The 13,028-nt window shown below is 71.3% G+C and carries 11 protein-coding genes; 5 read left to right on the top strand and 6 right to left on the bottom strand.

Annotation, left to right across the window (positions count from 1 at the left end; translation table 11 throughout):
* Positions 1 to 113: 113 nt before the first annotated feature.
* The 4 genes from FV233_RS25120 to FV233_RS25105 all read right to left on the bottom strand — a co-directional run bounded on the left by FV233_RS25120 (position 114) and on the right by FV233_RS25105 (position 3,074).
* Positions 114 to 1,325 carry a putative DNA modification/repair radical SAM protein gene (locus FV233_RS25120; RefSeq protein ID WP_147899125.1) on the bottom strand — a complete coding sequence of 404 codons (1,212 nt, stop codon included), beginning with the start codon at positions 1,323 to 1,325 and terminating at the stop codon, positions 114 to 116.
* A gap of 272 nt (positions 1,326 to 1,597) precedes the next feature.
* Positions 1,598 to 1,975 carry a type II toxin-antitoxin system death-on-curing family toxin gene (locus FV233_RS25115; RefSeq protein ID WP_147856330.1) on the bottom strand — a complete coding sequence of 126 codons (378 nt, stop codon included), beginning with the start codon at positions 1,973 to 1,975 and terminating at the stop codon, positions 1,598 to 1,600.
* Positions 1,976 to 1,984: 9 nt separating this feature from the next.
* Positions 1,985 to 2,212: a transcriptional regulator gene (locus FV233_RS25110; RefSeq protein ID WP_147899124.1), complete on the bottom strand. Its 228-nt coding sequence runs from the start codon at positions 2,210 to 2,212 to the stop codon at positions 1,985 to 1,987.
* A 265-nt stretch (positions 2,213 to 2,477) separates the two neighbouring features.
* Positions 2,478 to 3,074 carry a RecX family transcriptional regulator gene (locus FV233_RS25105; protein WP_246690078.1) on the bottom strand — a complete coding sequence of 199 codons (597 nt, stop codon included), beginning with the start codon at positions 3,072 to 3,074 and terminating at the stop codon, positions 2,478 to 2,480.
* A gap of 155 nt (positions 3,075 to 3,229) precedes the next feature.
* Between FV233_RS25105 and FV233_RS25100 the strand changes: the two genes are divergently transcribed.
* The 3 genes from FV233_RS25100 (at position 3,230) to grpE (ending at position 8,280) form a co-directional block, all read left to right on the top strand.
* Positions 3,230 to 4,648 (top strand): TAXI family TRAP transporter solute-binding subunit, encoded by a 1,419-nt coding sequence (locus FV233_RS25100; RefSeq protein WP_147856253.1) that lies wholly within the window; start codon positions 3,230 to 3,232, stop codon positions 4,646 to 4,648.
* Between the two features lie 121 nt (positions 4,649 to 4,769).
* The gene (locus tag FV233_RS25095; RefSeq protein ID WP_147856252.1) at positions 4,770 to 7,562 is read left to right on the top strand and encodes a [protein-PII] uridylyltransferase; all 2,793 of its coding nucleotides are present in this window, start codon (positions 4,770 to 4,772) and stop codon (positions 7,560 to 7,562) included.
* Between the two features lie 103 nt (positions 7,563 to 7,665).
* A complete protein-coding gene (grpE, locus tag FV233_RS25090) occupies positions 7,666 to 8,280 on the top strand; it encodes a nucleotide exchange factor GrpE (protein ID WP_147899126.1) in 615 nt (204 codons plus the stop codon).
* On the opposite strand, the gene FV233_RS25085 is transcribed toward grpE, so the two are convergent.
* Positions 8,281 to 8,673, bottom strand: coding sequence for a hypothetical protein (locus FV233_RS25085; RefSeq protein ID WP_147856874.1), 393 nt, complete (start codon positions 8,671 to 8,673; stop codon positions 8,281 to 8,283).
* Positions 8,674 to 9,677: 1,004 nt separating this feature from the next.
* Between FV233_RS25085 and FV233_RS25075 the strand changes: the two genes are divergently transcribed.
* Positions 9,678 to 10,523, top strand: coding sequence for a DUF6502 family protein (locus FV233_RS25075; RefSeq protein WP_147856875.1), 846 nt, complete (start codon positions 9,678 to 9,680; stop codon positions 10,521 to 10,523).
* A gap of 11 nt (positions 10,524 to 10,534) precedes the next feature.
* Entirely contained in the window at positions 10,535 to 11,842 is a 1,308-nt protein-coding gene (locus FV233_RS25070) for a DUF5666 domain-containing protein (RefSeq protein ID WP_147899123.1), read from the top strand.
* Between the two features lie 103 nt (positions 11,843 to 11,945).
* On the opposite strand, the gene ada is transcribed toward FV233_RS25070, so the two are convergent.
* The gene (gene ada, locus FV233_RS25065; protein ID WP_147899122.1) at positions 11,946 to 13,010 is read right to left on the bottom strand and encodes a bifunctional DNA-binding transcriptional regulator/O6-methylguanine-DNA methyltransferase Ada; all 1,065 of its coding nucleotides are present in this window, start codon (positions 13,008 to 13,010) and stop codon (positions 11,946 to 11,948) included.
* Positions 13,011 to 13,028: the final 18 nt, after the last annotated feature.

Below are 13,028 nucleotides of genomic sequence, written 5' to 3'. Positions count from 1 at the left end.
CGCGACGACCGCGCCATCCCGCATCGTCCCGCTGCCCCTCTCCCGACCCGGCCTGACGGCCGGCCCACCCTCCCCCGCAGAGGGGGGAGGGAAAGTCGCGCTTCCGGCCTTCATCAAAACAAGCTCAGCTGCCGGGCCGGCTCGACCAGCCTTTCGCGCAGGTCGAGCCGGTCGGTGAGCCCGACCGGGCGGTGGTCGGCGGCGTTCAGGAACGGGCGCGCCCGCTTCAGCCCCGATGTCAGGCGGGCGACGTCGTCGAGGCGCAGGGTCGCGTGGCGGCGCGCCTTCACGATCTTGTCCACGGCCTTCGCGCCGAGGCCGGGCACGCGCAGCAGCCACTCCCGGTCGGCCTTGTTGACGTCCACGGGAAACTTTTCGCGGTGCTTGAGCGCCCAGGCCAGCTTGGGGTCGATGTCGAGGGCGAGCATGCCGCCCTCGGAGGCGTCCGCCACCTCGTCGGGGGTGAACTCGTAGTACCGCAGCAGCCAGTCGGCCTGGTACAGCCGGTGCTCGCGCTGAAGGGGCGGCGGCTTCGGCGGCAGGATCGCCGACCCGTCCGGGATCGGGCTGAACGCCGAGTAGTAGACCCGCTTCAGGCCGACGCTGCCGTAGAGATGCGCGCTCTTGCGGATCAGGGCCTCGTCGGTGGTGGCGTCCGCGCCGACGATCACCTGGGTCGAGTGCCCGGCCGGGGAGAAGCGCCGCTTCTCGGCCTTGGCCTCGACGATACGCTCGCCGATCTGCGCCATCGCGTTCTGGATCGCGGCGCCGTCCTTCTCGGGGGCCAGGCGCTGCAGGCTCGCTTCGGTGGGCAATTCCACGTTGATGGAGAGCCGGTCGGCGTAGAGGCCGGCCTCCTCGATCAGCCAGGGGCTCGCCTCCGGGATCGACTTGAGGTGGATGTAGCCGGCAAAGCCATGGTCGCGCCGGAGCGACTTCGCCACCCGGGTGAGCAGTTCCATCGTATGGTCGGGCGACTTGATGATGCCCGACGACAGGAACAGGCCCTCGATGTAGTTGCGCCGGTAGAAGTTCAGGGTGAGGCTCACGACCTCCTCCACGGTGAACTTCGCCCGCCTCACGTTCGAAGAGCGCCGGTTGATGCAGTACGCGCAGTCGAACAGGCACCAGTTGGTCAGCAGGATCTTCAGCAGCGAGACGCAGCGCCCGTCCGGCGTGTAGGCGTGGCAGATGCCGGCCCCGGTGGTGGAGCCGAGCCCATCCTTCCCGGCCGCGCGCTTCGGCGCCGCCGAGGAGGCGCAGGAGGCATCGTACTTGGCGGCATCGGCCAGGATGCGCAGTTTCTTGGCCAGGGTTTCGTCCATCGAACAGACAATGAACGAGAGGCCTTAAGAGGCAAGGCCGACCGGTGCCCGGCCCCCGTCCGCGATGCCGCACCCTGCGCACAGGCAATACCTCAGTGTGCGCTCCTGCCGAGGAGGCACTCATGTGCGACACACCGCACGCGCCGGATCATCCGGAACACCGCGCTGTCGGTCGGTGCCGACGGGAGCCAGTACTTTAGCGGTGGCGAGCAAATCTCTCCTAGCGCATCGTCTTTTTCCGAAAGCCGGAAACCACCTTTCAGGACGATGCTCTAGATCCGAGCCCTGATCCAGGCGGCCATCGCCGCTTCATCCATCTCGCCGGAGGCAAGCGCCAGCCAAGTGGCGACGATCTCAGCATTCATGGCGGTCAGCTGCCGGCCGTTCAGTTCGATGAACGTTTCGGTCACGACCATCGAGACCCGCTTGTTCCCGTCAATGAACGGATGGTTCTTCGCGAGGCCGAAGGCGTAGGCCGCCGCCAGATCGGCGAGATCGGGCGGAGGGTCGCCGTAGGCTTCCAGGTTCTCCGGCCGGCCGAGCGCGGAATCGAGCATCCCCTCGTCGCGGATGCCCGGCGAGCCGCCGTGCTCAGCCAGCTGCTCGTCGTGCAGAGCGCATACGACGTCCTTGCGGACCCAGACTCTCATGGCGGAGCCTTACTTCGCGAGTTCGCGAAGAGCCTCGCGACGACGCTTCATGACCGCCTGCGCGACGACCATCTGGCTCTCGAAGTCCGGGTTGTAGGGCGTGAGCCTGTAGCTCCCGTCCGGCGCTTCGGTCAGATGGACGACATCGCCCTTCTCGACCTTGAGCCGGGTGGAGGCCTCCTTCGGCAGTGTCAGGCTGAGGGAGTTGCCGTTCTGGGTCACCTTGAGCGAGATCATGCCTATCTCCGCGGCGTCATGACATTTGTCATAACGTAGACGCTCGTTTGCATCCCTGCAAGTGGGTTACAGGACGACGAACACCTTCTGCTCGGCACTCAACAGCCTCGCTTGGCGGCTGGGATGCGGTCTCCGACAATCCCAGGATGACCGACGCGGAACTGGCCGAACTGCAGCCGGCGAGCGCGGTGCCGGAGGTCTTCCGTCTGCTACCGAAGCGCCGCCAGTCGAGAGCCGAAGCGGCCGAAGGCTCGCGCCTGATCGATCATTCCGGCTCGTCCAGCTCGGCATCGACCACCCGGCGAGCAAGATCGTAAGAGAAACCGGCCCGGGCCAGGGCGCCGAGGTCGCGGTCGCGGTGGAGCGCCCGCGTGTCGGGCCGGCGATGCGTGCCGAGGCGGCGCCGCTTGGCGTAGGCGCGGGCGGCCCGCAACTCGATATCGGCGGCCTCCGCCTCGGGGATCGCCTCGCGCTCGGCCCGCATCGTGGCCTCGACCACGTCGCGGGGCACCCCCTTGGCGGCGAGCTTCGCCGCGGCACCCCGGCTCGACGTGCCGCGCCGGCGCAGCGTGGCAAGCCGGGTATCGGCGAAGCGGACATCGTCCACCAGGCCGGCCGAGACCGCCCGCGCCACGGTGGCGGCGATCATCTCGGCGAAGGCGGACGGGTCCTCGCCGCGCAGACGAGCGCGCTTGTCGACCCGCCGCGCCAGGGTCCGGCGCAGCATCTCGGTCGAGGCGCTGTAGCGCTCCAGGTAGTAGAGCGCGACGCGCTGCAGCCAGGCCGCGCTGACCGGGCCGGGCGGCCGACGCTCCGTAGTGCGGGTTCCTGGCCCGGATTCTGCAACGTTTGTGGGTTTCACCGGTTCTTCACGATCTCGACAGGTTTGCGTTCCATGACGTGGGGATGGAACGCGCGCAACGCGACAGGCTCGGCCATGGTCCGCAGCAAAGTCCTTCGCCCGATCTCACCCACGGCCCGTGGCGGCGACGCCTGCGCGCCGCGGCGACGATCCTGATGCGCCGCGAGTGGCTCCTCGTTCTGGTGGCCCTCGGGCTAGCCGCGGTCGCGGCCGGCATCGTCTATCTGTCCCGTCCGACCACGCTGACGGTGGCGGTCGGCCCCCAGGACGGGGCCGAGGCCGCGCTCATCGAGGCCTACGCGAACGCCCTCGACCGGAGCCGCGAGGACGTGCGCCTCAAGGTCGTCCGCTTCTCGGACGTGCGCGACAGCGCCCTGGCGCTCCAGCGCAACCGGGCCGACCTCGCGGTGGTTCGGCCGGACGTGTTCCTGCCCGAGAACGGCCTGACCCTGGCGATCCTGCACGACGAGGCCCTGGTGATCGCCGCGCCCGAGGGGGCCGAGATCGAGGACGTGCCGGCGCTGGCGCGCAAGCGTCTCGGGATCGTCGTGCGCCACAGTGCCGACCTGCCGTTCCTGACCAACCTGCTCTCCTTCTACGACCTCCTGCCCGACAGCCCCGGGGCGGATGCGCCGGAGGCCGAGCCCGCGGCCGAGATCGCATCCGGCCACGTTCAGGTGGTGCCGCTGAAGCTCGGCGAGGTCGCGACGGCACTCTCCGAGAAGCGCGTCGACGCGGTGGCGGTGATCGCGAGCCCCGCCTCGAAGATCGCGGGCGCGGTGGTGCGGGCCATCGAGATGGGGTCCCCCGACCGGAAGATCGGGTTCGTGTCGATCCCGGACGGAGACGCGATCCTGCAGCGCTTCCCCGAATTGCAGTCCCTGACGATCCCGGCCGGGACTTTCGGCGGACGTCCCAAGCGCCCGGACGAGGAGGTCCGCACCGTCGGCGCCTCCTATCGCCTGATGGCGCGGGGCTCGGTCAGCCGGGTCGCGATCGCCTCGGCGACGCAGCACCTGTTCGAGTGGCGCTCGCGACTCGCCGCCGCGGCTCCGGCCGCCAAGCTGATGAAGGCGCCGGATTTCGACACGACGGTCGCGGCGACTTCGGCGCGCCTGCCGAACCATCCCGGCGCGGTCGACTATTTCGAGCGCGAGCAGCAGACCTTCCTCGATCGCTATGAGGATTACATCTACCTGCTGGCCTTCTTCGGCGGCACGATCGGCTCCGGCATCGCCTGGATCGGGCAGCGGCTGGCCCGCAAGCGCCGCGAGCGCATCGACATCGTGCTCGACCGCCTGCTCGACATCATGCGTGAGGTCCGGGCCGCCACCAGCGCAGCCGAGCTGGATGAGATCGCCATCGAGACCGACGGGCTCGTGGCCGACGTCGTCTGCTACGCCCGCGAACGCAGCATCGACGCCCGGACCGTGAGCGCCCTGATCCTGGCGGTGGACGGCGTCCACGCGGCGATCTCCGATGCGCGGCGGCGGGCCGACGATTCGGCGCCGGGGGCGACGGCCAAGCGACGCACCGCGCGGCTGCTGGCCCTCAACCTGCCGGCCGCGGAATAACCGTGACCGTCCGCGCCGGCGCCCTCGTTGACGCGGGATGGCATGCGGGTCGGGAGGGACCGCTGTGCCCCGTGCATCACCGCCCGGCTGGCGGCGTAGGCATATCATGCTAACGGGGGGCATGTTCGATCCCGCCGCCGCCCTCGAAACGGTCCTCGCCAACCTCGACCGCGAAGCCCGCGAGCCGACCAAGCTGCGCGCCGCGCTCGTGCCCGAGCTGCGCCGGGTCATCGAGGACGGCCACCGCGCCGCGGAGGCGCAGCTTCTGCAGGACCGCAACGGCCTCGGCTGCGCGCAGGCCCTGTCGGACCTGACCGACGCCGTAGTGCGAACGATCCACGACGCGGTGGTCCGGCAGCTCTACCCCAACGACAACCCCTCGACCGGCGAGCAGCTCGCCGTGGTCGCCACCGGCGGCTACGGCCGGGGCACGATGGCGCCGGGCTCCGACATCGATCTGCTGTTCCTGCTGCCCTACAAGCAGACCGCGTGGTCCGAGAGCGTCGTCGAGGCGATGCTCTACGTCCTGTGGGACCTCAAGCTGAAGGTCGGCCACGCCACCCGCTCCGTGGAGGAATGCCTCCGCGAGGCGAAGGCCGACATGACCATCCGCACCGCGCTCCTCGAGGCGCGCTACCTGTTCGGCACGCGGGTCCTGTTCGAGGAGCTGGTGACGCGCTTCGACGCCGAGCTGGTGATCGGCTCGGCCGCCGAATTCGTGGACGCCAAGCTGCGCGAGCGCGATGCCCGGGTCTCGAAGGCCGGCACCTCGCGCTACCTGGTCGAGCCCAACGTCAAGGACGGCAAGGGCGGCCTGCGCGACCTGAACACCCTGTTCTGGATCGCCAAGTACACCTACCGGGTGCGCGACCAGATCGAGCTCGTCGGCGCCGGCCTGTTCACCCAGGAGGAATACGCGCTGTTCGAGCGCTGCGACGAGTTCCTGTGGCGGGTCCGCTGTCACATGCACTTCGTCACCAAGCGGGCGGAGGAGCGGTTGTCCTTCGGGCTGCAGCCGCGGATCGCCGAGCGCTTCGGCTACGAGGCCCGGGGCGGGCTGTCCGGGGTCGAGCGCTTCATGAAGGCGTATTTCCGCGTCGCCAAGGACGTGGGCGACCTCACCGCCATCGTCTGCGCCGAGCTGGAGGCCCGCCACGCCAAGCGCACGCCGGTGCTCGACCGCTGGATCGGCCGCTTCCGCGACCGCTTCCGCGCCACCGCGATCGAAGCCGAGGATTTCTGGATCGACCACGGCCGGGTGAACCTGCGCGCCGAGGACGCGTTCGAGCGCGACCCGGTCAACCTGATCCGCCTGTTCTGGCTGGCCGACCGCCACAACCTCGCGATCCACCCGGACGCCAAGCGGCTGGCGAACCGGTCGCGCCGGCTGATCACCCCGACCCTGCGGGCGGACCCGGAAGCCAACCGGCTGTTCCTCGACATCCTGACCTCGCGCAACGCCCCCGAGGAGGCCCTGCGCGAGATGAACGAGGCCGGCGTGCTCGGCCGGTTCATCCCGGATTTCGGCCGCATCGTCGCGATGATGCAGTTCAACATGTACCACCACTTCACGGTGGACGAGCACCTGCTGCGCACCGTCGGCATCCTGGCTGCCATCGAGTCGGGCCGCGCCGAGGAGGCCTACCCACTGGTCTCGCGCCTGATCCACACGATCCACAACCGCACCGCGCTCTACGCCGCGATCCTGCTGCACGACATCGCCAAGGGCCGACCCGAGGACCACTCGATCGCCGGGGCGGCCATCGCCGCGCGGCTCTGCCCGCGCTTCGGGCTGACCGAGGCCGAGACCGAGACCGTGGCCTGGCTGGTCGAGCATCACCTGCTGATGTCGATGACCGCGCAGAGCCGCGACCTGTCGGACGGCAAGACGATCGAGCGCTTCGCTTCGGTGGTGCAGAGCCTGGAGCGGCTGAAGCTCCTGACCATCCTGACGGTGGCCGACATCAGCGCGGTCGGCCCCGGCGTCTGGACCGCCTGGAAGGGCACCCTCGTCCGCACCCTCTACGACGAGACCGAGGTGTTCCTCTCGGGCGGCCATTCCGAGATCGCCCGAACCGACCGGGTGCGACTCGTCCAGATGAGCCTGCGCGAGCAGCTGCCCGGCTGGGCCTCGGATGAGTTCGACGCCTACGCGGCGCGCCACGGCCAGGCCTACTGGCTGAAGGTCGACAGCCCGCGCCAGATCAAGAACGCGGTCTTCCTCCGCGACGTGCTGAGCGAGGGCCGCACCAGCGCCACCGACGTGGCCCTCGACCCGGTGCGGGGCGTGACCGAGGTCACGATCTACTCCCCGGACCACCCGCGCCTGCTCGCGATCGTCACGGGGGCCTGCGCGGCGGCCGGCAGCAACATCGTCGATGCGCAGATCTTCACCACCACCGACGGCTTCGCCCTCGACACGATCTTCATCTCCCGGGCCTTCGAGCGCGACGAGGACGAGTTGCGCCGGAGCAAGCGCATCACGGCCGCGATCGAGCGGTCCCTGAAAGGCGAGATCCGCATCGCCGACCTGGTGGCCGACAAGCACCCGCCGACCAGTGCCCAGGCCAAGACCTTCCTGGTGCCGCCGGATGTCGGGATCGACAACGCCCTGTCGAGCCGCGAGACCGTGGTGGAGGTGACCGGCCTCGACCGGCCGGGCCTGCTCTACGAGCTGACCACGGCGTTCGGCCGGCTGTCGCTGAACATCACCTCGGCGCACGTGGCCACCTTCGGCGAGCGCGCGGTGGACGTCTTCTACGTGACCGACCTCACCGGCACGCGGGTGACGCAGCCCGACCGGCAGGCGGCGATCCGCAAGGCGATGCTGGAGGTGTTCGCGGGCGACGTCGCAGTCCTCAGGGCCGAGGGCCTGGAGGCCCTCGTCGCCGCGCCGCCGCCACGCGAGGCGTGAGCGGGCGGGTTGATTTCGGCCGCCCCGGGTCAGATATCAGCGCCGCATTGGATTCTCCTCACCCATTCCCGCCGACGACTGAAACGCGATGACGAGCAACGACATGTCCCAGGACGACCAGCGCCAGACCACGGTCGAGGCCGGTGCCAGCGCGGCCCAGGAGACCGCGTCGCCGGGCACGGGCGCCGCCGGGGCGTCCGTCGATCCGGTGGCCGAAGCCCTGGCCCTCCTCACCGCCGAGCGCGACGAGCTGAAGGACCGGATGCTGCGCACGCTGGCCGAGATGGAGAACCTGCGCCGCCGGACCGAGCGGGAGATCGCGGACGCGCGCGCCTACGCGGTCACCAACTTCGCCCGCGACGTGCTCAACGTGGCCGACAACATCCACCGGGCCCTCGACAGCGTCCCGGCCGACGCGAAGGCCGCCGCGGACGGCGCCTTCAAGGGTCTGATCGACGGCATCGAGCTGACCGAGCGCGACCTGGCCAAGACCCTCGAGCGCCACGGGGTGAAGCCCGTCGAGCCGGAGGGCCAGAAGTTCGACCCGAACCGGCACCAGGCCATGTTCGAGGTACCGAACCCCGATGTCCCGGCCGGCACCGTCGTGCAGGTCGTGCAGACCGGCTACGTGATCGGCGAGCGGGTGCTCCGCCCGGCGCTGGTCGGCGTCGCCAAGGGCGGTCCCAAGGCTGCCGCCAACCCAGCCGACGCCGCCTGATCAGCGCATCTGCGCCGATGCGTCCGCGCAAGGCAGCGCGGTCGCGAAGTCCGCGATGAACCGCGCCGTCTGCCGCGTCTCGACCGGCGCCCGCGGGTCGCGCGCCACCACGCCGGCCTCGACGCCGAGGCGTCGATTGCAGGAGCAGGCCGGCAGCAGCCCCAGGGATGGGTCCGGCCAGCAGGAATCGTGATGCGCGCAGGCGAGGTCGAGCGCGTCGATCGGCGCGTAGCCGGGGCCGCGGTTCCCCGGCCCGCAGAAATTGCCGTAGATCAGGAGGGCGCCCCGGTTTGATGGCCCGGGCGGCACGATCTCCTGCGCGGTCGCAGTGCCGACGGCGAGACCGAGGGTCAGCAGGGCCGTCGCGATGGTGGTCAGGCTGGGAGCGTTCACGGCCGATCCTGCATCGGTGATGCCTCCTGACGCCGCGCGGCGGTACCGGCGCGGCATGCGACATCCGTGTCACCGGACTGGCGCGGACGATCCCGGCCGGCCGATGGATTCGCGGAGCCGAACGCCGTGCATTGCGGCCGAGCGCAACGATATCGTCAAGATCGATCGCCACGAATGTTGACTAAAATCGGTACTTCACACCGGCGCGCGTCAACGCGGTTCCCGAATCCTGTTTGCCGGCACCGCAATACGCCGGATCGCTGGCGTTGTAGTATCTCGCTCGGGTGAGCCGGTGGTCGGATCGGAGAGGTCCAGCCCCTCCACCCTGGCGGAGCATCCTTCCATAGCTGTGTGTGCCAAATCGCGTCTTCGAGGCCCCTGCCCGGCGCAACAGCCGAGCGCGTGCCGCGCCAGGGCGGCGGTCGCGCGAGGCTTCAGAGGGCGAGCAGCAGCAGCCCGACGACGGTCACGGAGAGGATGAGGCAGAGCGCGAGATCGAGGATCGGTGCCCCGCCGCAGTTCGGCGCCTGCCGGTCGCGGTCGGTCATGATCCTGGACACGGCGATCACGAACGGGAACCCGCGCGCGGGCGGCCTAGCGTGGCATCTCTTTGCAGGTGCGGGTGCCCATAGGCATCGGGAGCTGCGTCCTGTGACGCCTTCGTCGCGTCGGCACGATGAGCCGTGTCCGCGACGGCGGTGCCGAAGGCCGGCAGTGCGAGCGCGGTCAGCAGGCAGGCGATCCGCCTGAGCCGCGGCATGGGATCGGATTGGCGGGATCGAGAGGGCGCCTTCGCGGGTAGCGTGAGCGGCGGCAGCGCCTCGGCGACCAGTCTACGCGTCTTTGCACTCATCGTCCCGGCCCCATCAATGACGTGGGAAATTTGACCACGCTTTCCGACTACGTGTGTAAAATTCCCACGTCAACGGAAAATCGCCGGTCGAGCGTGTGGACGCGCACGCCGTGGGATTGTCTCCCACGACACATCGTCTAACCATGCGACCATGTCCGAGACCGCAGACACGAAACCGGAGGGCGCCAGCCTGCACGCGCCGCTGGCCCGGCTCCTGCGCCCGCTGGTCCGCCTGCTCGTGGCCCGGGGAATCACGTTCCCGGCGCTCACAGACCTGTTGCGCGAGCTCTACGTGAACGTCGCCGAGTACGACTTCGCCCTGCCCGGCAAGGAGCAGACCGACAGCCGGGTCTCCCTGTTGACCGGCATCCATCGCAAGGAGGTGCGGCGCCTGCGCGGGGCCGGGGCGCCGGTGAGCGCGGTTCCGGCCGTGGTCTCGCGCACGAGCCGGATCATCGCCCGCTGGATCGCCGACCCGGCCTTCACCGATCCGCAGGGCCAGCCGCTGCCGCTGCCGCGGACCGCGGATGCGGGCGCGCCGTCCTTCGAGGCTCTGGTCTCCGGCATCACCCGCGACCTGCGTCCCCGCGCGGTGCTCGACGAATGGCTCGACCGCGGGCTCGCCTTCCTGGACCCGCAGGACCGGATCGTTCTGGCTGAGGCGGCCTACGTGCCGCGCGGGGACGGCGCGGCCGAGCCGCAGCTCTACTATTTCGGCCGCAACCTGCACGACCATATCGCGGCGAGCGTCGCCAACATCGTCGGCGACAAACCGCGCTTCCTCGAGCGGGCCGTGCATTACGACGGGCTGTCCGAAGCGCTTGCGGCCAAGCTCGAGGCGCGGGCGCGCGAGATCGCCATGGAGGCCCTGCAGCAGGCCAACCGGGAGGCGCATGCCGCCTGCCAGACCGATTCCGGCGGCGATCACCGCTGGAATTTCGGCCTCTACGTCTACGCCGAGGCCGCGCCGCCGGCCCGGTCCACGGACGGGCGCTGAGAGGCCGGCCGGTGCGCTCCTCGCCAAACCGCCGGTTCGTCCTGCGCCTGCTCGCGGGCACCGCAACGCTGCTGCCGGGCGCCGCCCGGCCCCAGGAGAACCCGCGCGACCAGGGCATCGGCGGCACCGGCATGAAGATGACCGACGAGCCGAAGGACGGTGCCCTCGGCGAGGGCGATCGCGGCATCGGCGGCACGGGGGTGATCGGCACGATCCGCCGCTTCGGCTCGATCGTCGTCAACGACCTGCGCATCGCCTACCCGCCCGAGGTCGCGGTGGAGATCGACGGGGAGCCCGCCAAGGCGGCCGACCTGAAGATCGGCCATGTCGTGCACGTGGTCGCCCGGCCGGAGCACGGCGGCCTCGGCACAAGCCGCATCGACGTGGCCAGCGAGGTGGTCGGGCCGGTGGAATCGCTCGCGCCCGGGCGGATGATCGTGCTCGGCCAGCGGGTCTCCACCGGGAACCTCACGGGGGACTGGAAGCCCGGCACCCGCGTCGCCGTGAGCGGCCTGCGCCGGCCGGACGGCGTGATCGTGGCGAGCCTGATCGAGCCGCGCAGCTTCGGGCCCGACCGCGTCGCCGGGCCGGTGCGCCGCGACGCGGGCGGCGGCCTTTCCATCGGAGGCCTCCGCCTGAAGGGCGCCGACGCCCTGCCCCCGGGCCAGCGCGCCCTGGTGACCGGCGCCACCGAGGCCGGCGCCTTCGCCGTGACCAACGCCGCCCAGGTCGGGCTGCCGTTCCCGCCCGGCCTGAGGACGCTGTCGGTCGAAGCCTATATCGGCCGCGCCGGCGGGGGACTGGACCTCGGCTCGGGCCTCGCCGTGTCGGGACGCGCGGGGTTGCGGGTGCCGCGCCAGGGCAGCGTCCGCGGCGTGCTCACCGCCGACATCGCCCCGGATGGCAGGCTCACCATGGAGCGGCTCCGGATCGACGACCGGATCGCGCCCGATCGCCTGCAGTCGCCGGACGCGCCGCGGTTCGAGCGGGAGCGCGACCGCCTCGACCTGCAGAAGCTGCCCGACCTGCCCGAATTGCCCCGCGACGTCCCCGGACGCCTCGGCGCCGAGCCCGGCAACCGGCAGAGCCCGTTCGGGGGGCTCGGCGGCTCCCCGGGCCCGACGATCGACACCCGGCCCGGGGCCGGCCGCATCCCCGGCGCGGACGGCCCCGGCGGATTCGGACCGCCGCGCGGCGGCTTCGGCGGCGCACCGGGCGGTAGTCCCGGCGCGGTCCCGGGAGCCCCCGGCGGAGGATTCGGTGGCCCGGGCGGCGGACCGGGCGGTTTCGGCGGCCCACCCGGCGGCGGCCGGCGCTGAGGCTTGTATCTGCCCGACCTCGCGCGATGGCCAGCTGACGACGTCGTCATGATCGCCGCGTCATTGCGGGACACGCAGCAGAGCGGGTCAGCCGGGCACCGCCTCAGCCCGCCGCCTCGCGCGCGAGCAGGTCGCGCTTGCGGTCCACGCCCCAGCGGTAGCCCGACAGGGATCCGTCCGAGCGGACCACCCGGTGGCACGGGATCGCCACCGCCAGGTGGTTCGCCCCGCAGGCCTGGGCGACGGCCCGCATGGACGTGGGCGCCCCGATGGCGCGGGCGATGTCCGCGTAGGTGGCGGTCGATCCGACCGGGATCGCCCGCAGGGCCGCCCAGACGCGCTGCTGGAACGCGGTGCCGCGGATGTCGAGGGGCAGGTCGAGGCCGGTGCCCGGCGCCTCCACGAGCCCGATGACCCGCGCCATCCAGGCCTCGAACGCGGGGTCGCCCCCCTCGATCTCGGCCCCCGGAAACCGGTCCTGCAGGTCGCGGACGAGAAGTTCGGGGTCGTCGCCGAGCAGGATCGCGCAGAGGCCGGCCTCCGTGGCGGCGACCAGGATCGCCCCCAGGCTGCAGGCGCCGACACCGAAGCGCATGCGGATGCCGAGCCCGCCCTTGCGATAGGCCGCAGGCGCCATGCCGAGACGCTCGGCGGCGCCGGCGTAGAACCGGCTCGCGGTCGCGTAGCCGGCGTCATAGAGCGCCGCCGTGACGGTGGTGGCCTTCGGCAGCGCGGCGGCCAGGGCCCCGGCTCGTCGGGCTTCCGCGTAGGCCTTGGGGGTCACCCCGGTGGCGGCCTTGAACACCCGGTGGAAATGGTAGGCGCTCAGACCCGCGGCGCGGGCGAGTTCGGAGAGCGGCGGCATCGTCTCGGCGGACTCGATCAGCCGGCAGGCCCGGGCCACCGCCTCGGCCCGGCGCGCGGCGGGGCCGGGCTCGTCCGGCCTGCAGCGCCGGCACGGCCGGAAGCCCGCTTCCTCCGCCTCCGCGCAGGTGCGGTGGAAGGTGACGTTCTCGGGCCGGGCCGCCCGCGACGGGCAACTCGGGCGGCAATACACCCCGGTGGTGCGGACCGCGTACACGAAGGTGCCGTCCGCCCGCCCGTCGCGGGCGGCGAGCGCCGCCCGGCGCGCGGCCTCCTCGGGATCGGCTGTCGGGGGAACGCTCATGGCGGGACTATGCGGCGG

Origin of the sequence: Methylobacterium sp. WL7 (genome assembly GCF_008040085.1) — a bacterium.
GTDB lineage: Bacteria > Pseudomonadota > Alphaproteobacteria > Rhizobiales > Beijerinckiaceae > Methylobacterium > Methylobacterium mesophilicum.
The sequence above is the reverse complement of the archived record's forward strand: the minus strand, read 5'-3'. Positions and strand labels throughout refer to the sequence as shown.

Excerpts from the sequence above, each read along its gene's own strand:
- FV233_RS25075 (WP_147856875.1), top strand. The coding sequence starts at position 9,678 with ATGTCCGAGACCGCAGACACGAAACCGGAGGGCGCCAGCCTGCACGCG.
- FV233_RS25115 (WP_147856330.1), bottom strand. The coding sequence starts at position 1,975 with ATGAGAGTCTGGGTCCGCAAGGACGTCGTATGCGCTCTGCACGACGAG.
- FV233_RS25120 (WP_147899125.1), bottom strand. The coding sequence starts at position 1,325 with ATGGACGAAACCCTGGCCAAGAAACTGCGCATCCTGGCCGATGCCGCC.
- FV233_RS25110 (WP_147899124.1), bottom strand. The coding sequence starts at position 2,212 with ATGATCTCGCTCAAGGTGACCCAGAACGGCAACTCCCTCAGCCTGACA.
- ada (WP_147899122.1), bottom strand. The coding sequence starts at position 13,010 with ATGAGCGTTCCCCCGACAGCCGATCCCGAGGAGGCCGCGCGCCGGGCG.
- FV233_RS25100 (WP_147856253.1), top strand. The coding sequence starts at position 3,230 with ATGCGCCGCGAGTGGCTCCTCGTTCTGGTGGCCCTCGGGCTAGCCGCG.
- FV233_RS25095 (WP_147856252.1), top strand. The coding sequence starts at position 4,770 with ATGTTCGATCCCGCCGCCGCCCTCGAAACGGTCCTCGCCAACCTCGAC.
- grpE (WP_147899126.1), top strand. The coding sequence starts at position 7,666 with ATGTCCCAGGACGACCAGCGCCAGACCACGGTCGAGGCCGGTGCCAGC.